Consider the following 20,107-nt stretch of genomic DNA (forward strand, 5'->3'; position numbering starts at 1 on the left):
TACCGGCGGGTCCTGGCCGTACGCGGCGAAAGTCGGGCAACCGGCACGATCGGCGCCGGCCGTACGGTCAGGAGATCAGCTCCGGTACGGTCGCCAGCGTCCGCAGGTGCCCGCGCGGGTCGGCGATGAGCCGGCGCTCGGTCAGGTCGAGCAGGCCGCCGACCGCGGTGATCTCCGCCGCGGGCGTACCGTCCGCCTTCGTGATGTGCTGGACGATCCGGAACGTCTTGCGCCCCTCCTCGTACGCGAAGGCGCAGGACACGTCGACCTCGTCGCCGCCGCGCAGCTCCCGCAGGTACCGGATGGTGGTTTCGAGGGCGACCGGGCCGACGCCGGTGGCGAGCAGCGCGTCCTGGCCCACGCCCGCCGCGCGCAGGCACTCCCACCGCGCATGCTCCGCGTACTGCAGGTAGACGGCCTGGTTGAGGTGGCCCTGGGTGTCCAGTTCGTAGCCGCGGACGGTGACCCGGGTGGTGAAGGTTTCGCTCACCCCTCCGAGGCTAGGGTGTCCCCGGCCGCCGGCGGCAGGTCGGTGACCAGCGCCGCGAGGCCCTCGGCGTCGAGCAGGTCGACGGGCGCGTCGGTCACGCCGGCCGCCACGTAGTGGAACGCGGCACCGACCGCCGACACCGGCACCCCCGCCAGCTCCGCCCACGCCAGCCGGTACGCGGCGAGCTGCACGGCCGCCGCCCGCGCCGCCGTACCCTCCGGTCGGCGTCCGGTCTTCCAGTCGACGACGCGGTATCGTCGCAAGCTCCTCAACTCCGTATAGCTGCCGTCGGGCTCCGCGTACACGGCGTCCATCCGGCCGCGTACCACGATCCCGGCGACGACCGTGGCGAACGGCACCTCCACCGCCACCGGCGTACGGTCGGCCCATTCACTCGCGAGGAACCGTTCGCGCAGCGCCGCCAGGTCGTCGTCCGGTACGGCCTCGGCGTCGGCGGCACCGGGCAGTTCGTCGATGTCGAGCAGTTCGCGGGCGCCGAGCCGGCGTTCCAGCCAGCGGTGGAACTCGGTGCCCCGGGCCGACCGCGGGTCCGGCTTGCGCGGCAGCGGCCGGCGGATCCGGCGGGCGAGCGCCATCGGGTCGTCGGCGAGCACCACCAGGTCGGTGACGCTCAGCGCCGACGGCAACGGGATCTCGCCCGCGCCGCGCCCGGCCCGGTCCCGCTCCGCCAGCAACAGCTCCACCTCGTACGCCCAGCGCCGCTCCTCGTCGTCGGCGGGGTCCGGCGTACCGCCGGCACGCAGGGCGGTCAGCTCGTCGCGGACCAGCGCGGCGGCGTCGGCGAGGGCGGGCCGCCGGTCGCCGAGCGGATCGGCGGGCCACAGCGCGCGCGGCGGGTTGGACTTGACCGGGTTGGGCGCGTCGGGCGCGGGTTCGTCGGCCCAGGCGTCGACGTACCCGGCGCCGGCGAGGCACCGTTCACGTACCTCGGTGAGGAGGGCGGACGGGCCGCGGCGACCGGTCGCGTCGCCGTCCCACCAGTACCCGGAGCAGAGCAGGAGGCGGCGCGGCCGGGTGACCGCCACGTACGCCAGGCGGCGCTCCTCGTCGGCGTCGTGCTCCACCCACCGGGCCAGAAACTCCTTGCGTACCTTGGAGAGTTCGCGCTGACTGTCCACTGTGGACACGATGAACTCGGGCAGCCCGGTACGGTCGCCGCGCAGCGCGAACGGCAGTACGCCGGGGCGGGCGAGCCAGTGGTCGGCCTGCGAGCGCGCCGGGAACACCTGCTCGGACAGCCCGGCGAGGGCCACCACGTCCCACTCCAGACCCTTCGCCGAGTGCACCGTCAGCACCTGCACCGCACCGGTCACCACCTCGACGTGGCCCGGCTCCAGGCCGCGTTCCTGTTCCTCGGCCGCGGCGAGGAAGGCGAGGAAGCTGGCCAGCGTCGCGGTGTCCGAGTCGGCCGCGAACCGGGCCGCCACGTCGCCGAACGTGTCCAGGTGCGCGCGGGCCAGCCCGGCGTCCGCCCCCGCGCGTACGGCGACCTCGACGTCCAGCCCGATCGTGTGCTCGACGTCGGCGACCAGGTCGGGCAGCGCCGCGTCCAACCGGGTACGCAGCTCCGCCAGCTCCGCGGCGAACGCGGCCAGCCGCCGGAACCCGGTCGGCGAGTACGCCTCGGCCGGGCCCAGGTCGTCCAGCGCCTCGACCAGCGTCACCTCGTTGCCGCCCGGCCCGTCGTCCGCCGGCCGGTACCGCTTGGACAGGGTGCGGGCGCGCCGGTGCAGCGCCACCACGTCGCGCGGCCCGATGCGCAGCCGCGGCCCGGTCAGCAGCCGCATCAGGCCCGCGCCGGCCGCCGGATCGGCGAGTACCTGAAGGGTCGTGACGACGTCGCGTACCTCCGGGGTGTCGAGCAGGCCGCCGAGTCCGACCACCTCGACCGGGATGCCCCGCGCGCGCAACGCCTGCTCCACGGCCGGGATCTGCCTGCGGGACCGGACGAGTACCGCGGTGGTGGGTGGACTGTCCACTGTGGAGTTCAGCCGCCAGTGGGTGTCGATCGCGTCGGCGAGCCAGCCGGCCTCGTCGGTCGCCGTCGGCAGCAGCGCACACCGTACGGCGCGGCCCGCGGCGGCGTGCGGTGCCGCGTCCAGGACGACGGCGGCGCTGCCGCGGGCGCGCAGCGGTGCGCTCAACGCGTTCGCCACGTCGAGGATGGCCGGCGCGTTGCGCCAGCTCACCGTCAGCGACAGGCGGTCCGCCGGCGTACCGTTGGCGCGCGCGAAGTCCGCCGGGAACCGTTCCAGCGTGCCGGCGCTGGCGCCACGCCACGCGTAGATCGACTGGGCGGGGTCGCCGACCGCCGTGACCGGGTGCCCCCGGCCGAACAGCGACCGCAGCAGCACCGCCTGCGCGTGCGACGTGTCCTGGTACTCGTCCAGCAGCACCACCCGGTACCGGTCGCGTTCGGTGGCGCCGACGATCGGGTGCTCGCGCGCCACCCGCGCCGCGCGCGACATCTGGTCCGAGTAGTCCATCGCCTCGGCCGCGTGCTTGCGCTCCGCGTACTTGCGGACCAGCGGCAGCATCTGCAGGCGCGCCTTCTGCCGCGCCAGCAACCGTTTCGTGTCCAGCGGGACGGTGCCGGGGATCCGCTCGATCGCGGCGATCAGCCGCTCGGTGAACCGGGTCAGCTCGTCCGGGTCGCGCAGGTGCTCGGACATCTCCGCCGCGAGTCCCAGCACCTCGCTGGTGACGGTGACGGGCGCGAGGTCCACTTCGGACATGTCCCCGTCGTACGTGCGGACGACGGCGTCGGCGAGCTGCCAGCACGCGGCCTCGGTCAGCAGCCGGGTGGTCGGCTCGAAGCCGGCGCGCAGCCCGTGCTCGGTGACCACCCGCGCCGCGTACGAGTGGTAGGTGGCAACGGTGGGTTCGCCGGTCGCCGCGCCGGACTCGCCGGCAACCTCGGGGATCCGCGCCAGCTGGCTGAGCCGGGACCGGATCCGGACCGACAGCTCGCCGGCCGCCTTCCGGGTGAACGTCAACCCCAGCACCTGATCCGGCCGTACGAACCGGTTCGCGACCAGGTACACGACGCGGGCGGCCATCGTCTCGGTCTTGCCCGAGCCGGCTCCCGCCACCACGAGCAGCGGGCCGAGCGGCGCGGCGATCACCGCCGCCTGCTCGTCCGTCGGCCGCGGCAGGCCCAGCAACTCGGCGAGCCGGGCCGGCGAGTACCGCGGGGTGCGGCCCCGGCTGTGGTTCGGTTGCGCCGCAACACCTTCCACGCGGTCCACTGTGGACGGATCGGTGCTCATTCGCCGGTCACCTGGCGGCCGTGCGCGGACAGCGGGCAGCTCGACTGCACCGCGCAGGACCGGCAGTGCTCGTTCACCACCGCGCTGAACGTCGCCGCCGCCATCCGGCGCGCCGCATCGTGCACCATCTCCTCGGCCCAGCCCGGATCGTCCGCGTCGGCCAGCGCCGGCTGCCGCTGCTCCCGCGGATGCGCCCGGGTACCGCCGATCTGGACCAGCGCCGCACCGCCCGGCTCGACGCCCGGCTCGATCCCGGGCAGCTCGGCGAACGCGTCGTGCCCCGCCGCCACCTGGTACGCCGCGAGCTGCGGGTGCTCGGCCGCCGCGGCGTCCGTCGGCGCCGTACCACCGGTCTTGAGGTCGATGATGACCGGCCGCCCGTACTCGTCCAGCTCCAGCCGGTCGACCGCGCCGGTCAGCTCCACCTCCGGCTCGTCCGGCCGGGGCGGCAGCTTCGTACGGAACCGGCGCTCGGTGGCGACGAGCCGGCGCGGGTTGTCAGCCAGCCACTCCGCCAGCTTGTCCAGCATCCGGTCCGCCTCGGCGCGCTTGCGGTCCACCACCCAGCGCGCCGGGAACTCCACCTCGTCCCAGTGCTCGTCCAGGAACTTGCGCAGCGCCGACAGGTCGTCCGCCTCCGCCGCCGCGTTGTGCACCAGCGTGCCGACGCTCTGCTCGACGCCCGGCGGATTGGCTCCACCGTGCCGTTCCAGCACCCAGCGCACCCCGCACCGCCGTACGTTCTCCACAGTGGACGGTGACACCTCGACGGTCTCCCCCGGCCCGGCCAGCGGACGCTCGTCGGACAGCGCGCCCATTCCCCACCACGACGCCGGATGCGCCCCCGGTACTCCCGCGGCGGCCAGCCGGGCGAGCTGCCGTGCCGCCGCCCGCCGCCGCGCCGGCTCACCGTCCACATCGGACACCACGGTACGCAGCTCGGCCACCAGCGCCGGCAACGTCAACGCGCGCGGCAGTTCGGCAGTACCGGGAAGGTCGGTGTCGGTCAGCTCGGTGACGAACCGGCTCGGCAGCTCCTCGCCGTCACCCGCCGCCACCGCCGACACGATCAGCCGCTCCCGCGCCCGGGTGGTCGCCACGTAGAAGAGCTTGCGTTCCTCGTCGAGCAGCGCCGCCCGGTGCGCGGCGGTACCGACGGCGGGCGGGTCGGCGGGCTCCGCACCGGCCGGGTCCGGACGCCGGCCCGAGGCCAGGTCGACCAGCAGCTCCGAACCGAGCAGGCTGCCGCGCAACCGCAGGTCCGGCCACGTCCCCTCCTGTACTCCCGGCACCGCGACCAGGTCCCACTCCAGCCCCTTCGACGCGTGCACGGTGAGGATCCGTACGGCCTCGCCGCGCTCCCCGGTCGGCGCCAGCGAGTCGCCCGGAAGCTGTTGCGCCGCAACGTGTTCACCGAACGCGGCCGGGCCGGCACCGGGCAACCGTTCGGTGAACCGGCGGGCCGCGTCGAACAGCGCGACGACCGCGTCCAGGTCGCGGTCCGCGGCGGCGCCGCGCTGCCCGCCCGCCAGCGCCAGCCGGGTCCACCGCTCCGCCAGCCCGCTCTGCTGCCACACCTCCCACAGCACGTCCAGCGCCGTCGCGCCCGGCTGGTGCGCCGTACGCCGGGCGGTCGCGAGCAGCCCCGCGATCCGTACCGCCGGGGCGGCCCAGCGGCGGTCGACGGCGGCCAGCTCCACCGGGCGGCGCAACGCCTCCAGCAGCAGTACGCCGGACGGCCGGCGGTCGCCGCCCGGCAACGCCAGCGCCCGCAGGCCCTGCCGCAACTGCCGTTCGGTGAACGGATCCGCGCCACCCAGCGGCGAGTGCAGCAGCGCGACCGCGGCCTCCTCGGTCAGCGCGTCCGGCCGCAACGCGCACCGCAGCAGCATCAGCAGCGGCGCCACCGCGGGCTGCGCCGACAGCGGCAGGTCCTCCGCCGCCACCCGCACCGGTACGCCGGCCTGCGTCAGCGCCCGCCGCAGCGGCGCGAGCTGCCGTACCGTCGAACGGACCAGCACCGCCATCCGCGACCACGGGACGCCGCGCAGCAGGTGCGCCTCCCGCAACGCGTGCGCCAGGTACGCCGACTCCTGCGCCTCGGACCGGAACACCCGCACGTCGACCGCCCCGGTACGGTCCGGCGGCGGCGCGACCGCCCGGTGCCGCGGCGGGCCGGTGAGCCGGGACGCGACACGCCGGGTCAGCGCCGCCGGCCGGGCCGCCTGCCGCCACGCCGTCCACAGCACCACCGTCGGCGCCGGCACCCCCGGCGACACCGGGAACCGGTCGGCGAACCCGGTCACCCCGGCCGGATCCGCGCCCCGGAACGCGAACGTCGACGAGTCCGGATCCCCGAACGCGACGATCGTGCGCCCGTCGCCGGCCAGCAGTTCGAGCAGGTCGAGCTGCGCCGGGTCGGTGTCGTGCAACTCGTCGACGTAGCAGTGGCGGAAGCGGTCGCGCTCCGCCGCCAGCAGCGCCGGATCGTCGGTCAGCAGGTCGATCGCCGCCCGGATCAGCTCCGCCGGATCGTACGACGCGGCGCCGTGCCCGGTCGCGTCCCGCAACGCCAGCACCGCCGAGTACTCCCGGGCGAAGCGCGCCGCGGCCCGCCAGTCCGCCCGCCCCAGCTCACCGCCCCACCCCGCCAACCGCTCCGGCGGTACGCCCCGCTCGGCGGCGCGGGCCAGCAGGTCGCGCAGCTCCGCCACGAACCCGCGGGTACCGAGCGCGGCGCGCAGCTCGTCCGGCCAGCCCGCGTCGTACGCGGAGTCGTCGATGCCGGCGGCGATCAGCTCGCGGATCGTCACGTCCTGCTCCGGCCCGGCCAGCAGCCGCGGCTCCGGCTCGCCGCGCTCCGTCGCCGCCCGCCGCAGCACCCCGTACGCGTACGCGTGGAAGGTACGGACGAACGGCTCCGCCCGGAACGCGATCGACGTGTCGTCGGCGACGGCGGACAGCCGGGTCGCGATCTGGTGCCGCAGCCGGCCCGCCATCCGCCGGCCGAACGTCAGCACCATCACCCGGTCCGCGCCGACCTCCGCCGCCCGCGCCGCGACCGCCTCGACCAGCGTCGTCGTCTTACCGGTGCCGGGGGCGCCGAGCACCAGCAGCGGGCCGCGCCGGTGCGCCACCACCGCCCGCTGGGCAGCGTCGTACGCCAGCGGTGTCGATCCCGACACCGCCGGCCGGACCAGCCGGTACCCCCCGGGTGCTCCGAGCGGTGTGTCGGCGGGGCCGCCCGCGCCGACGCTCGGAGCGCTCACGCCCGATGGCTCCCACGCCTCGCGCTCACCGCACCATCAGACCACGCCGCTACGACACTCCACGACCGCCCACGCCCACGCCTCCGCCGGAACCACCCGAACGACCCACCGGGTGACGATCAGTCGACCTCGGTACCCGACGGTGCAGCGGCGGCCGCGGTGCGCGGACGTTCGGCCACGTCGAGGAACGCGACAGCCAGGTCCGGCACAGTCCGGCCCGACGAGCATCTCGTCGCCGCCGACGCGGTACCGACCGGTCCGTACGCCGGGGCGAGGTCCGCCGGCGGGCTCAGGTACGTCCCGTCGACGTCAGGCCGAGCGGGCGGTGGTCGGATCGTGCGACAGCACCACGTCGTGCTCGTACTGCTCGCCGTCCACCAGGTGCACGTCCGCCGTCACCGCCGGGAACCCCGCCGCCACCACCGTGTACTCCCCGGCCGCCAGATCGTCGATCCGGTACCGGCCCTCGCCGTCGGTGGCGACCTCCGCCGCCCGCTCGCCGCGCGCGTCGTACAGGGTGACGAGGGCGTCGGGCAGCGGCCGGTCGTCGCGGCCGGCGCGGGCCGTACCGAGCACGCTCGCGCCGCCGATCAGCGCCACGTCCAGGCCCACCGTCCCGGTCTCCGGCACCGTCACCGGCACCGCCGCGGGCCGGTACCCGGGTGCGTGCACGACCACCGTGTACCCGCCGGCCAGCAGCTCGGCGAACCGGTAGCCGGCGGTGTCGTCGGCGGCGCCCGCGGCCAGCACCTCACCGCTGCCGTCCACCAGCGACACCGTCGCGCCCGGTACGGTGCCGACGCCGCCCGCGATGCGCACCGTCCCGGTCAGCACCGCCGTACCGACCAGCGTCAGGTCCAGCTCCACCGGCGCACCGCCGACCGCCACCACCGACGCCGACGGCTGGTGCCCCCGCGCCCGCACGATCAGCGTGTACGTGCCCGGCCGCGGCGCCGGCACCTGGTACCAGCCGTCCACGCCGGTCACGCAGCGGCCGGTCTGTTGGCCGGACAGGTCGATCAGGGTGACCGCGGCGCCGGCGACGACGCTGTCCGCCGCGTCCCGCACGTACCCACGGACGGGGGTGCCGGCGGGCTCCGGCTCGGCCGGGCGCCGCGGCGCGTTGGGACGTACCTCGCCGCCCCAGGTCGGGCCGGCCCACTCCGGCAGCCGCTGCCCCTCCGGTACGGCGGCGGTCACCCATCGGTCGGGCGCGGCGCTGGGCACCGTGGCGGCGAGCCGGGCGCGCGCGGAGTCCCGGACCCGGCCGTTCCCGGGCTCCGCCGGCGACCCGGCCACCGTCGGCGGCTCGGACACGGTGGGCTGCGCGGGCGCGGCGGACGGCACGGGCGCGGTCGACCCGGCGGGCGGCTCGAACCCCGGTACGGGGCTCGCCGCGGAAGCGGCCGACGCCGCCTCGGCGGCCTGCCGGACGCGCCGGTTGCCGCGCTCCCGCAGTACCGCGGCCAGCACCATCAGTACGGCGGCGAGCAGCGCGGTGGCGCCGATCGCGGCCGGCCACCGCCACCCGTACTTGTCGTGGTCGATGTGTCCGGTGACGGCGAGGCCGGCGCCGCCCACGAGGACACCGAGGATCAGGCCGGCCCCGATGGCGGGCGCCCACCAACCCCGGGCGGTCTTCGTCATCTGTCTGTCCCCTCGTCGCACGCTGCCGTCGGCCCGGGCCACGGGCTCGATCACGGACCCGCGGCGGGTCCGGGGTGACGCGGGTGGCCGGTCGGGCTCGCGGGACCGGGTGGCCCGACGTGACCGGCCGAGGGGTGTCCCCCGTCGGCCGGCGTCCGGGCGAACCGGACACCGCCTGGCAGCCTACGCTTCCCACCCGGGTCGGCCCGATCCCACCCGAACGGTTACGCACCGCCACCGGCGTGTGCCCCGTACTGTCCACATCGGACCGCAGGTCCCGGTGTTCGGTGACGGAGCCGCGAGGGCTGGCCACCGCACGTATCGTTCATACATCGGAGCGTAATGGGGGAGGCGGAGGAGGCGAGCGTGTCAGCGGGCATCGCCGCCGGACACCCGGCCACGGCCGAGGCCGGCCTGTCCATCCTGGCCGCGGGCGGATCCGCCGCGGACGCCGCCGTCGCCGCGGTCCTCGCCAGCTGCGCCGGCGAGACCGTCCTGACCGGTCTCGGCGGCGGCGGGTACGCCACGTACTTCGACGCCGCGACAGGCACGGTGACCTGCCTCGACTTCTTCGTCTCGGTACCGGGACTGGACGGGGACGCCACCCCGGGCCCGATGACCCCGGTCAGCATCACCCTCGGCACCGTGCCCATCCCGTACGAGATCGGCGCGGCGAGCGTGGGGGTGCCCGGGGTGCCGGCCGGCTGCGGCGCCCTGCACACGCGGTGGGGGCGGCTGCCGTGGCAGACCGTCGCCGCGCCCGCCGTCGACCTGGCGCGGACCGGTACGCCACTGCCCGCGCCGCAGGCGCACACCCTGCGCGCGCTGGCCCCGGCGCTGCTGCCGTCCGACGGCGCCGTCGCGTACGCGCCGCGCGGCCGGCTGCTCGAAGGCGGCGAGCTGCTCCGGCATCCCGGCCTCGACAAGGCGATGACGCTGCTCGCCGAGGAGGGCCCGGACGTCTTTTACACCGGCTCGGTCGCCGACACCATCGTTGCCGCGGTCCGCGGGGCCGGTGGCGCGATGGGCCCCGCCGACCTGGCCGGCTACCAGGTCCTGGAGGTACCGGCGGGGCACGCCCGGTTCGCCGGCGCCCACGTGTACGGCCGCAGCGGCGACCTCAACCGCACCGTCGACACGCTCGACGCGCTGGGCGACGACGTACTCGACGTGCAACGCCCGCACCGCGCCGTACTGCTCGCGAACGCGTTGCGCGACCACGCCCTCCAGCGACTCGGCGACACCACCAACATCTCCGTCGTCGACCCGGACGGCAACGCCTGCGTCGTCACCACCACGATGGGCCTCGGCTCCGGCGTGTGGCTGCCCGGCCTCGGCGTACACCTGAACTCGATGCTCGGCGAGGGCGAGCTGATCGTCGGCGAACTGCCGCCCGGCGCCCGGATGGCGAGCATGATGTCGCCGCTCGTCGTCACCGCCGACCCGGCCACCCCCGGCGCCACGCCGACCGACGGCACCGCCGACGCGCCCGGCCCCGAACTGCCCACCGACACCGTCGTCGAGGTACACACCGCCGGCGGCGTCGTACCGCCCGGCGGCGGCGCCGTCACCGCACTCGCCGACGTCACCGCACCCGTACCGCTGCCCGACGCGGAACCGCGCGCCACCCACCCGCGCCGCCCCGGCGAGGTACTGCTCGCCGTCGGCGCGGCCGGCGCGTCCCGGATCCGTACCGCGCTGGCGCACACCATGGTCGGCGTGCTCGTCGACGGGCTCCACCCCGAGATGGCCATCGCCCGCGGACGGTTCCACGTGGTCGGCTCCACCGCGCACGCCGAGCCCGGCGTACCCGACGACGAACTCGCCGCGCTCGCCACCGCCGGGTACCGGATCCACCGGTGGCCCGGCCTCGACCACTACTTCGGCGGCGCGTCCGCGGTCGGCCCCACCGGCGCCGGCGGCGACCCCCGCCGCGGCGGCATCGGCATCCACCTGTAGCCCGTCGGCGCTCGCGCGTCCACCCACCCGGCGCCCGCTCGGTGCGTCCGAACCCGCCCCATCCACCGCGCAGACATCCGTTACGGGGGCGGTCGCGCGTTAGTACCGGTTCAGGGTCAATGTATTGACCTGGGTGAATTTGTACTGGTAAGAATCCTTCATGTTTCCCCTCAGAAGAGCGTCCCTCGCGCTCGCCGCGGCCGGAGTCGCCGCACTCGCACTCACGCCGGCCACCGCCGGCCACGCCGTTCCCGCCTCCGCGAACGCCGCCACCCACGCCCGCACCGTCGTCCCCGACCCGCACGCGGCGCACCGCGGCACCGTGCCCGCGCTGCGCGGCGCGGCCGCGCGTACCCGGATGGCCGGTGCGGCGGCCGACTTCCGCGCCGCGCACCGGGACCTGCTGCCCGGCGCCCGGCCGTCGCTCGCCGCACAGATCCACCCCGCGCAGGGCACCAGCCTCACGAACGTCTCCGGTACCGGCGGCGTCGTCGCCACCCAGAGCTTCAGCAGTACCCTGACCGTCGCGCGGTCCGGCACCACCATCTACACCCCGACGCTCTACCCGGCCGGCGGCTCCTGCATCGAGATCACCACCGTGTACACCAGCGGCCAGCGCTCGGTGTCGGTGTGGGACTGGTGCAACGACATCACGTTCGTGGTCTCGGTGCCGATCGACTCCACGTTCCTCGGCACGTACGCCAGCGGCGGGTTCTACTCGGCCGAGGTGCTGCGGACCAGCAGCAACCCCAACACCTGGGTCGCGTACCTCTACAACTACGCGAACTCGACCTGGCAGACGCTCTACACCTCGTCCGGCTCCACCCAGGCCGGCACCAGCGGCTGGGACGTCTACGAGCTGTACTCCGACGTCGCCGCCAACGGCACCAGCTACGCCTGCACCGACATGGCGGGCACCACGTTCGAGGCACGCTCGATCCGGCAGTACATCAACGGATCCTGGGTCAACGCCGCACCCGGCAACGCCGGCACCGCGTACGACCAGCCGCACGACAACTTCAAGTGCCCCGACATGACGTACCAGATGGTTTCGCAGTACGACAACTGGCGCGCTGTGGGTTGAGGGCGCTGCGCCGGCCCGCTCCTGTCCCCACAGATCACCGGTCGTCTTCACGTGACCGGGTGACGAAGCTCTCCGGGGGTGGAGCGGCGCCGGTCGGTAAGGTGCGGCTGTGGGAGCTGCGCCTTTCCGTACGCCGACCGCCGGGCTGGGCCTGGCGGTCGCGTCGGCGTTGGCGTTCGGCGGGTCGGGGCCGGTGGCGAAGCCGTTGATCGACGCGGGGCTGAGCCCGCTGTCGGTGGCATGGCTGCGGGTGGCCGGTGCGGCGCTGCTGCTGCTTCCCTTGGCGGTACGGCATCTCGGCGCGCTGCGGCGCCGTCCGGTGGCGATCGTCGGGTACGGGTTGTTCGCCGTGGCCGGCGTACAGAGCTGCTACTTCGCCGCCATAGCAAGGATCCCGGTCGGCGTTGCCCTGCTCGTGGAGTACCTGGCGCCGGTGCTGGTGCTCGCCTTCGTCCGGGTCGTACTCCGGCGTCGGGTGTCGCGGGCCGCCCTGGTCGGTGTCGTCCTCGCCGTGGTGGGCCTGGCGAACGTGGTGGAGGTGTGGTCCGGCGCGCGGTTCGACCTGCTCGGCCTCGGGCTCGCCCTCGCCGCCGCCTGCTGCCAGGTCGTCTACTTCGTACTCTCCGAGTCGGCCGGCGACGGCGTGGGCCCGGTCGCGATGCTCGGCCCGGGACTCCTCGTCGGCGCGGTCGCGATGACCGTCGTCGCGCGCCCCTGGTCGATGCCGTGGCACCTGCTCACCACCGCCCCCGAGGTACGCGGGCACGCCGTACCGGCGATCGTGCTCGTGGCCTGGATCGCCGTGGTGGCAACGGTCGTGGCGTACCTGACCGGCATCGCCGCGGTACGCCGGCTGTCCGCGCCGGTCGCCTCGACCGTGGCGACGCTGGAGGCGGTCATCGCCGCGCTGCTGGCCTGGCTGCTGCTCGGCGAGGCGATGGACGCGGTACAGATCGGCGGCGGTGTCCTCGTCCTCGCCGGCGCGGTCGTCGCGCAGCGCGCCACCCCGGCCACCGCCCCCGAACCGGAGCCCGTCCCGGTCGGCTCCTGACCCGGCACCGCCACCGGACGGTGCCGCCGGAGTACGCGGAAAGGCTTGGTCAGCCGCGGACGACGCGGGCGAGCGGGGCCAGCTCGGGGTCGTCGAGGGCGGCGTCGAGCGCCTCGCGGAGCGCCTTGTCGTTGGTGGGGCGCGCCTGGCGCAAGAGTTTGCGGCCGGCGGTGGTGACGTCGGTGTAGATGCCGCGGCGGTCGTCGGGGCACAGGTACCGCTCCAGCAGGCCGCGGTCCTCCAGCCGGGTGACGAGCCGGGTGGTGGCGCTCTGGCTCAGCACCACGGCGTCGGCGACCTGGCTCATCCGCAGGTGCCCGCCGGGTCCGTCGTGCTGCCGGCTGAGCACGTCGAGCAGCGAGTACTCCCGGACGCTGAGGCGGTGGCCGGACTGCAACGCGCGCTCGACGTGCGCCTCGATCCGGCCGTGCAGCGCGGACAGCGCGCACCAGCCCTGGGCCAGCGCGGTCATTCCCGGTTGGGTCGCGGTCATCGCTCCTCCTCGCGTACGTGACCGAGAGTACCGCACGATCGAGATAGTCGTCTCTTGCCGATAGCCCGCGCTTGCAATTATTGTCGGCAGTCGTTGAGTGCACCTGCAACGAACTGCCGGAGGAACCGCACCATGCCACTCGCCCTGCTGGCCCTCGCGATCGGCGCCTTCGGGATCGGTACCACCGAATTCGTCGTCATGGGTCTCCTACCGGACATCGCCGGCACGTTCGGCACGTCCATCCCGACCGCCGGCCTGCTCGTCACCGGGTACGCGCTGGGTGTCGCCGCCGGCGGCCCCGTGATGACCGCGCTCGGCACCCGGATCCCGCGCAAGCGCATGCTCATGCTGCTGATGGCCCTGTTCGTGGTGGGCAACGCGCTGACCGCGCTGGCGCCGACGTTCGGGCTGACCGTGGTGGGACGGATCGTCGCGTCGCTCACGCACGGCGCGTTCTTCGGCATCGGCTCCGTCGTCGCCGCCGACCTCGTCGCCCCGCAACGGCGCGCCGCGGCCATCTCGCTGATGTTCGCCGGGCTGACCGTCGCGAACGTCGTCGGCGCCCCGTTCGGCACGCTCGTCGGGCAGCACCTCGGCTGGCGTGTCACGTTCCTGGTGGTGGCGGGGCTGGGGATCCTCGGCCTGGCCGGCGTCGCCGCGCTCGTCCCCGACCTCCCCGCCTCCCCGGTACGCCTGCGGCACGAGCTGCGCGCCCTCCGCAACGTCCAGATACTCCTCGCCATGGCCATGACGATCCTCGGCTTCGGCGGCGTCTTCACCGCCATCACGTACATCGCGCCGATGATGACCCGGGTCGCCGGGTACGCCCCGGCCTCCGTGACGTGGCTGCTCGTACTCTTCGGGCTCGGCATGGTCGCCGGGAACCTCGTCGGCGGCCGGTTCGCCGACCGGGCCCTGATGCCGATGCTGTTCGCCGCGCTCGGCGGACTCGCCCTCGTCCTGGCGCTGTTCACCGTCACCGCACACGGCAAGGTCACCGCCGCGGTCACGCTGTTCCTGATCGGCGCGCTCGGGTTCGCGACCGTACCGCCGTTGCAGAAGCGGGTACTCGACCACGCGTCCGGCGCGCCCACCCTCGCCTCCGCCGCCAACATCGGCGCGTTCAACCTGGGCAACGCGCTCGCCGCCTGGCTCGGCGGCGCCGTCATCGCCGCCGGACACGGCTACACCGCACCGAACTGGGTCGGCGCCGCCATGACCACCAGCGCCCTGCTCCTCGCCGTCGTGTCCGCGCTGCTCGACCGCCGCCCCCGCCGTACCTCGGCCGTCCCGGCACCCGCCCCGGCCCCGGCGCTGCGCTGACGCGTTCCCGTACCCTGCCGCGGGAGGTCTGGTAGCGTGCCCGGTGCACGAGACGACCGAGGAGGTGAGACCCATCAACGCAGTGGCCGGGTGGGCGCTCCCCTCTCGTACGGCCTGACCAGGGGCCGCCGGGACGCCCACAGCAGCGTCCGAAAGGCACCACCTGTGTACTTCCGCGTACCGACGCCCGCCGTCGTCGTCCCGACCCTTCCACACCTCACCGCCCGGACCATCCACCGGCCGGAACCCTTGCGTACCAAGCAGATCCGCTCCTAGGGCGGGTCGGCGCAGGTTCGGTCGAGCGAGCCGGAGTCCGTTCGTGCCGACAACGTGGCGAGACGGCGAACGGGCCCGGCGCAGCCGGCCAGCAACCTGTGCAGACACGCGGTACGCGCGGGCGGAGTCCCGCGACCGCCCGGCACCGAGCCGATCCGGGCCACCCGCACGCCACGACGAAGGGACCGCACCATGCCGACCTACCTCGGCGCCGACGGCGCCACCCTGCACTACGACGTACTCCCGCACGACGACCGGATCGGCCCGATAGCACCGGTGATCGCGCTCGCCGGCGGCGCCGCGCTGCACCCCGCGTACCTCGGGGACCTGGCCGGGCTCACCCGCGACCACCGCGTACTCGTCCCGCACCTGCGCGGCGTCGGCCGTTCCCCGCTGCCCGCCGACGTCACCGTCGCCTCGTACTGGCGGCAGGCCGAGGACCTCGAACGCCTCCGCATCCATCTCGGCCTCGACACCCTCCGGCTGCTCGGCCACTCCGCCGGCACCCGGCTCGCGATCAGTTACGCCGTACGGTTTCCGGACCGCGTCGCCGGGCTGGTCCTCGTCACGCCGCCCGCCGCGTACCTGGTGGACGAGCCGTCCGACACCCGACCGATGATCGACCGCCGGCGCGGCGAACCGGCCGCCGACGCCGCCATCGCCGCCCTCGACGCCGGCCCCGCCACCCCCGACGACGCCGGCCTCAACGCCTGGCAGCTCCGCATCGCCCCCCTCGGCTACGCCACCTGGGGCGACCGCGAACGCGCCCACGCCGCCGAATCCCGCTACGACTACGCCGCCAACCGCGCGTACTTCTCCGTCGACCCGCCCGCCGACCTCGCCGCCCGCCTCACCACCGTCACCGCCCCCGTCCTCGTACTCGCCGGCGCCGACGACTGCTTCGCCGGCGTAGCCCCCGTCACCGCCCTCGCCGCCCTCTTCCCGCACGCCACCTGCACCGTCCTCCCCCACACCGCCCACTTCCCCTGGCTCGACAACCCCCACGCCTTCCGCCAGGCCACCACCACCTTCCTCACCACCCTCCGGTAGCCGCACGAACCGCTGCGCCGACCGCACAGGCGCGGCGGCGGCTCGGCGGGGCGGTGGCGCAATGGCTCGACCGCGCGGTGGGTTGTGCTGGGCGCCGAAGGCGCCAACAGCACGCGGCTGACGAGAGGGCGGGGCAACGGGAGCGCGAGAGAGGACAGCGTCCTCTCTCGCACCCCCAAGCCCCGGCACGGGGCAATCGACACCGGGGAAACATGCACCACGCCAGCGGCGAACACCCGCAGCCCGCGAGTACGCGAGGGAACGCCGAGGCTCAGAGCGACACCCGAGCGCGGCCGACGTGGTCGAGAAACGCCACGTTCGCCGCCCACCCGTCGACCTGCGGCGTGTCCGCCCCCAGCCACACCGGCTCGTCCGCCGGGTACGCGGCGAGCTGCGCCGCGATGCCGCCGCGTCCGACGACGACGCACGCCTGCCGGTGCCGTGACGCGAGCACGCACAGCCGTCCGGCTTCGAGGTGGAACGCGGAGGCGTCGCGCCGCCCGGACAGCGGGTGCCACGCCACGACCACCTCGTACTGCCGGCCCTGCAACCGGTTGGCGGTGTCGACGGTGACGGCGCCGGCCGGGATCCCTTGTACGGCAAGGGCTGCGTCGACGGCACCCCGCACGTACGCGCGCTGGTCGCGGTGGGTGACGCCGACGGCGACGTCGGCCGGGGTCAGCGCGCGGGTACCGGATCCGTCCACTGTGGACGCTCCGGCGCCGAGCAGCCGCCCGACGAGCGTGGCGATCGCGGCGACGCACTCCGGATCGGTCCGCGGCAGGTACGCCTCCGGCAGCTCCAGCAACCCCCACCCGGTCTCGGCCGCCGTCGCCAGTACGGCCCCGACGGCGTCGGTGCCGGCGGACGGGAGCCGCAGCGCCCGCTCGCCCGGCGGGCTGCCGGCCCGGAACGGCCTGGTGTAGAAGGCATCCGACACCACGGACGCGGCGGACGGCGGCAGCCGCCAGCTCACCGGCAGCGGCACCACCGGGGTGTCCGGATGGTTGCGCAGGATCGTACCGGCGGCGGTGTCCAGCGGCCAGGTCGCCAGCGACCGCAGCACGTGCTCGTCCGCGACCGTGAACGGCGACAGCTGCCCCGGATCACCCACCAGCAGCAGGCGGTCGAACAGCCCCGCCACCCGTACCAGCGCCGCCGACGACATCTGGTACGCCTCGTCCACCACGCCCAGCTCGAAGTGGTGGTCGTCGCCCGACACGAACGCCCACTTGGCCGCCGTCGCGATCAGTACCGGACAGGCGGCGAGATCCGCGGCGCGCGTCGAGTACGCGATGGTCGGTGGGGCGTCCTCGGGCGCGCGGTACTCGCCGCTGTGCAGCCGACCGACCGCGGCGGGCGCCACCGCGGCGGCGATCGACGCGGCCAGATCGTCGGCCTGGTCGTTCGTCTGCGTGATGATCGGCACCTGGCCGCCGGCGTCGACCAGCCGCTGCGTGAGCTGCCGTACCAGCGTGGACTTGCCCGCACCCGGCGGCGAGTCCACCACCACCGTGCGGGCGCCGCCGTCGACGTACGACCAGGTCTGCTCGACGGCCGCGGCATGGTCGGCGGCCGCGGTCATGCCGGCCCCTGGTGGGTCCACGGCAACTCGTCCGGCAGGGTGTCACCGAACACCGGCTGCGGCCCGAACGGCGCCAGCACCACCGCCGCCCCCACCTGCGGCAACGCCGCGTCCGCATGCTCCGGCCTGCGCCCCATGCCCTTCACCACCACGCAGTCCAGCACCCCGTCCGCGTCCGGCGCCCCCGTCCGCACCTGCACGCCCGGCCGGTCCGCCACCCACAGCTCCGTACCCGGCGGGCGGTCGAACGGCAGGTCCGGCCGGATCCGCAGCAACGGCCGCAACACCTTGGTACCGCGGGCGGACAGCTCCCGCCGCTCGTGGTCCCGGCCGACGACCGTACCGGCCAGCGCCTCCCCGGACGCCACGTACCCGGCCAGCACGAGCGGATCGTCCAGCGCCATCTGCCGCTCCAGCGCGGCCGTCCGCGCCTCCAACTCCCCCAGGAACCGGAACGCCCGCAACTGGTCCAGCCGCGTACTGAAATGCGCGGTCCCGGCGTCGACCCGGTCCATGTGGTGCGTCCAGGCGCGCCGGTCCGACTCCCACCGCGGCTCGGCGTGCGCGGCCGGCGGCAACGCCCCGACCAGCTCGCGTACCCGCCAGGTCGCCTCCCACGCGGGCGCCAGCGCCTCCTCCGCCGCCACCCGCAACGGCCCCGCGTCCCCGTCCGCGTGGTACGTCTCGACCGCGGGGGTGAGCACCTCCGCGTCCCACTCCGGGTCCGGCACCGGGCCGGCGGCCGGCAACGCCTCACCGGCGCGCGCCGCCGCCGGCCCGTCCGTACTGGCAGACGGGTCGACCCAGCCCAGCGCGGCGTGCAGGTCGGCGTCCTCGGCGGGCAGCTGCCCGGTCACCCAGTGCGTCGTCAGCAGCCCGCCCGCGGCGAGCACCAGCGCGGAACCCGGCAGCACCCGCCGACCCGCCAGGAAGCTCAGGTGCGCGCCCGCCGCCGGCAACGCCCCGTCCACCGCGTACTCCCCGTCGGTGCGCAGGTAGCGCAGCGAGCGGCCGAGCGTGTCGCACAACCACGCCGCCGTCGGCTGGTTCGGTACGAGCAGCTGCGGCGCGCGCGGGCACACCTGCTCCGTCCCCGTCGGTACGCCCCGGCGGTCCAGCACCGTCACCTCCTCCCGCGCCGCGAACCCCGCCAGGTACGCCAGCAGGTCGGTGGCGAAGTCGGCCAGCGCGGCGAACCGGACGTCCCGGTTGCGCGGCTCCGCCATCACCACCGTGCGCCAGGCGTCGGGCGCCGTCCCGTACCGCAGGGCGACGGGGGCGCCGGGATCGCCGGCCAGGTGGTAGCCGACCACCACCAGCGGCGCATCCGCCAGGTACGCATGGCACCGGCTCGCCGCCGCCACCGCCCGGCGCCCCTCGTACGCCCGCAACCGCCGGTACGTGGCCAGCTCGCTCACGCCGTACCCACGAGGTCGAGGGCGCGGGCGGCGCGGGACAGCCCCTCGGCGAGCGCGGTCTCGGCCGGGCCCACCGGGGCACGGGCGCCGTCGGCGAGCGCGAGGGCGTCGGCGACGGTGTCGACGGTGCCGCAGGCGTTCGCCGCCGCGGTACCGAGCCGGCTGACGGTGCCGCGCTCGTCCTGCTCCGAACGGCAGAACCCGAACAGGTCGCAGCCGAGACACCCGTCGCCGAACCGGTGCCCCAGCGCGGCGACCGACTCGGCGACCCGCGCCGCCGCGTCCTCCGCGTCCGGGTCGGGCAGCGCCGGCGCGTCGGCGACCCCGGCCGCGCTCAGCGTCGGCAGCAACGCCGCCAGCCTGCGTACCTGCGGGGCGACGTCGAGCGCCGCGCCCGTCGGCCGGAGCGAGAAGTTCTCCGGCAGTACCAGCACCGCGCGCGTCGCCGTGTCCGCGAACCCGCGCAGCGCCAGTACGGTGACCGCCACCTGTCGCGCGGCCGCCGCGACCTGCGCCGGGTCCGCCACCCCGTCCACGCACGGGAACGGCCGCGGCTCCACCACGTGCAGCGGCCCCGCACCGGCCACGATCAGCGAATCGGGCGACAGGTACGTCTCGCGCCCACCCAGCCGCAACGGCAGCACCGGGCCCCGCAGCAGGGTCACCGCATCCGCCGGCGCGTCGGCCAGCGCCGCGATCGTCGCCTCCGCGCGCGCCTCGTCCGGCCCCGCCGGGATCTCCCGCACCCGACCCCGCACCACCGGTACGCCCAGCGTGTCGCGCACCGGGTCGAGCAGCGCGGCCAACCCGTCCGCCGTGCAGGCCGTCTCGAACTGGCGGCGCCGGGCGTGCGCGTACGGGCTGCGGTGGCCGGGCGGGCTGCCGAGCAGCCCCGCCACCGTCGCCAGCGGCAGTTCGGCCACGTCCAACGCCTCGCGGCGCGCGCAGCCCGGCACCTCCAGCAGCCCCGCCACCCGCCGCGGCGTCAGCGCCGCCCGGGGGAAACCACCACGCCAGCGGGTCAGCTCGTCACTCGTCGGGTACACGAGAAACGACCGTACCGGCCAGGTACGACAGCGTCGCCGCTGCCGCGCCCGCGACCCGTCGCACTCCGCAGCCGGCCACCGCCGCAGGGTACTTTCCGCCCGGCTCTGCAACCCGGGACCGGCCGA

The 20,107-nt window shown here is 75.3% G+C and carries 13 protein-coding genes; 5 read left to right on the forward strand and 8 right to left on the reverse strand.

What is annotated here, in order from left to right:
* Positions 1 to 67: 67 nt before the first annotated feature.
* The 4 genes from Aru02nite_RS30490 to Aru02nite_RS30505 all read right to left on the reverse strand — a co-directional run bounded on the left by Aru02nite_RS30490 (position 68) and on the right by Aru02nite_RS30505 (position 8,696).
* Complete coding sequence (locus tag Aru02nite_RS30490; protein ID WP_203663478.1) at positions 68 to 490, reverse strand: acyl-CoA thioesterase; 423 nt, start codon at positions 488 to 490, stop codon at positions 68 to 70.
* The gene (locus Aru02nite_RS30495) at positions 487 to 3,780 is read right to left on the reverse strand and encodes an ATP-dependent helicase (RefSeq protein ID WP_203663480.1); all 3,294 of its coding nucleotides are present in this window, start codon (positions 3,778 to 3,780) and stop codon (positions 487 to 489) included. Before Aru02nite_RS30495 ends, Aru02nite_RS30490 begins: the two co-directional genes overlap by 4 nt.
* Complete coding sequence (locus tag Aru02nite_RS30500; RefSeq protein ID WP_239077054.1) at positions 3,777 to 6,980, reverse strand: ATP-dependent helicase; 3,204 nt, start codon at positions 6,978 to 6,980, stop codon at positions 3,777 to 3,779. Before Aru02nite_RS30500 ends, Aru02nite_RS30495 begins: the two co-directional genes overlap by 4 nt.
* Before the next feature lie 378 nt (positions 6,981 to 7,358).
* The gene (locus Aru02nite_RS30505) at positions 7,359 to 8,696 is read right to left on the reverse strand and encodes an MSCRAMM family protein (RefSeq protein WP_203663482.1); all 1,338 of its coding nucleotides are present in this window, start codon (positions 8,694 to 8,696) and stop codon (positions 7,359 to 7,361) included.
* A gap of 342 nt (positions 8,697 to 9,038) precedes the next feature.
* Here Aru02nite_RS30505 and Aru02nite_RS30510 point away from each other — a divergent pair, with 342 nt between their 5' ends.
* From Aru02nite_RS30510 to Aru02nite_RS30520, 3 genes are all read left to right on the forward strand, one after another.
* Complete coding sequence (locus Aru02nite_RS30510) at positions 9,039 to 10,655, forward strand: gamma-glutamyltransferase (RefSeq protein WP_203663484.1); 1,617 nt, start codon at positions 9,039 to 9,041, stop codon at positions 10,653 to 10,655.
* Positions 10,656 to 10,815: 160 nt separating this feature from the next.
* Positions 10,816 to 11,739, forward strand: a complete 924-nt coding sequence (locus tag Aru02nite_RS30515; protein WP_203663485.1) for a hypothetical protein — start codon at positions 10,816 to 10,818, stop codon at positions 11,737 to 11,739.
* Positions 11,740 to 11,848: 109 nt separating this feature from the next.
* Positions 11,849 to 12,790 carry an EamA family transporter gene (locus Aru02nite_RS30520; protein WP_203663486.1) on the forward strand — a complete coding sequence of 314 codons (942 nt, stop codon included), beginning with the start codon at positions 11,849 to 11,851 and terminating at the stop codon, positions 12,788 to 12,790.
* Between the two features lie 49 nt (positions 12,791 to 12,839).
* Here the strand turns inward: Aru02nite_RS30520 and Aru02nite_RS30525 are convergent, their stop codons facing one another.
* Complete coding sequence (locus Aru02nite_RS30525; RefSeq protein WP_203663487.1) at positions 12,840 to 13,283, reverse strand: MarR family winged helix-turn-helix transcriptional regulator; 444 nt, start codon at positions 13,281 to 13,283, stop codon at positions 12,840 to 12,842.
* Between the two features lie 132 nt (positions 13,284 to 13,415).
* On the opposite strand from Aru02nite_RS30525, the gene Aru02nite_RS30530 reads away from it, so the two are divergent.
* Both Aru02nite_RS30530 and Aru02nite_RS30535 read left to right on the forward strand, forming a co-directional pair.
* The gene (locus tag Aru02nite_RS30530) at positions 13,416 to 14,606 is read left to right on the forward strand and encodes an MFS transporter (protein ID WP_203663488.1); all 1,191 of its coding nucleotides are present in this window, start codon (positions 13,416 to 13,418) and stop codon (positions 14,604 to 14,606) included.
* Positions 14,607 to 15,074: 468 nt separating this feature from the next.
* Positions 15,075 to 15,932, forward strand: a complete 858-nt coding sequence (locus tag Aru02nite_RS30535) for an alpha/beta fold hydrolase (protein WP_203663489.1) — start codon at positions 15,075 to 15,077, stop codon at positions 15,930 to 15,932.
* Positions 15,933 to 16,203: 271 nt separating this feature from the next.
* On the opposite strand, the gene Aru02nite_RS30540 is transcribed toward Aru02nite_RS30535, so the two are convergent.
* Genes Aru02nite_RS30540 through Aru02nite_RS30550 form a run of 3 tightly spaced genes read right to left on the reverse strand, consistent with a single transcriptional unit; the run spans position 16,204 to position 19,981 of the window.
* A complete protein-coding gene (locus Aru02nite_RS30540) occupies positions 16,204 to 17,538 on the reverse strand; it encodes an AAA family ATPase (RefSeq protein WP_239077051.1) in 1,335 nt (444 codons plus the stop codon).
* A complete protein-coding gene (locus Aru02nite_RS30545; protein WP_203663491.1) occupies positions 17,514 to 18,935 on the reverse strand; it encodes a serine/threonine-protein kinase in 1,422 nt (473 codons plus the stop codon). The genes Aru02nite_RS30540 and Aru02nite_RS30545 overlap by 25 nt, the downstream gene beginning before the upstream one ends.
* Positions 18,932 to 19,981: a hypothetical protein gene (locus tag Aru02nite_RS30550; protein WP_203663492.1), complete on the reverse strand. Its 1,050-nt coding sequence runs from the start codon at positions 19,979 to 19,981 to the stop codon at positions 18,932 to 18,934. The genes Aru02nite_RS30545 and Aru02nite_RS30550 overlap by 4 nt, the downstream gene beginning before the upstream one ends.
* Positions 19,982 to 20,107 lie beyond the last annotated feature (126 nt).

Origin of the sequence: Actinocatenispora rupis (genome assembly GCF_016861975.1) — a bacterium.
In the GTDB taxonomy this organism is placed as follows: domain Bacteria; phylum Actinomycetota; class Actinomycetes; order Mycobacteriales; family Micromonosporaceae; genus Actinocatenispora; species Actinocatenispora rupis.

Bases quoted from the DNA above. Each gene is read 5' to 3' on its own strand.
- Aru02nite_RS30510 (WP_203663484.1), top strand. From the start codon at position 9,039: ATGGGGGAGGCGGAGGAGGCGAGCGTGTCAGCGGGCATCGCCGCCGGA.
- Aru02nite_RS30505 (WP_203663482.1), bottom strand. From the start codon at position 8,696: ATGACGAAGACCGCCCGGGGTTGGTGGGCGCCCGCCATCGGGGCCGGC.
- Aru02nite_RS30525 (WP_203663487.1), bottom strand. From the start codon at position 13,283: ATGACCGCGACCCAACCGGGAATGACCGCGCTGGCCCAGGGCTGGTGC.
- Aru02nite_RS30535 (WP_203663489.1), top strand. From the start codon at position 15,075: ATGCCGACCTACCTCGGCGCCGACGGCGCCACCCTGCACTACGACGTA.
- Aru02nite_RS30515 (WP_203663485.1), top strand. From the start codon at position 10,816: ATGTTTCCCCTCAGAAGAGCGTCCCTCGCGCTCGCCGCGGCCGGAGTC.
- Aru02nite_RS30530 (WP_203663488.1), top strand. From the start codon at position 13,416: ATGCCACTCGCCCTGCTGGCCCTCGCGATCGGCGCCTTCGGGATCGGT.
- Aru02nite_RS30495 (WP_203663480.1), bottom strand. From the start codon at position 3,780: ATGAGCACCGATCCGTCCACAGTGGACCGCGTGGAAGGTGTTGCGGCG.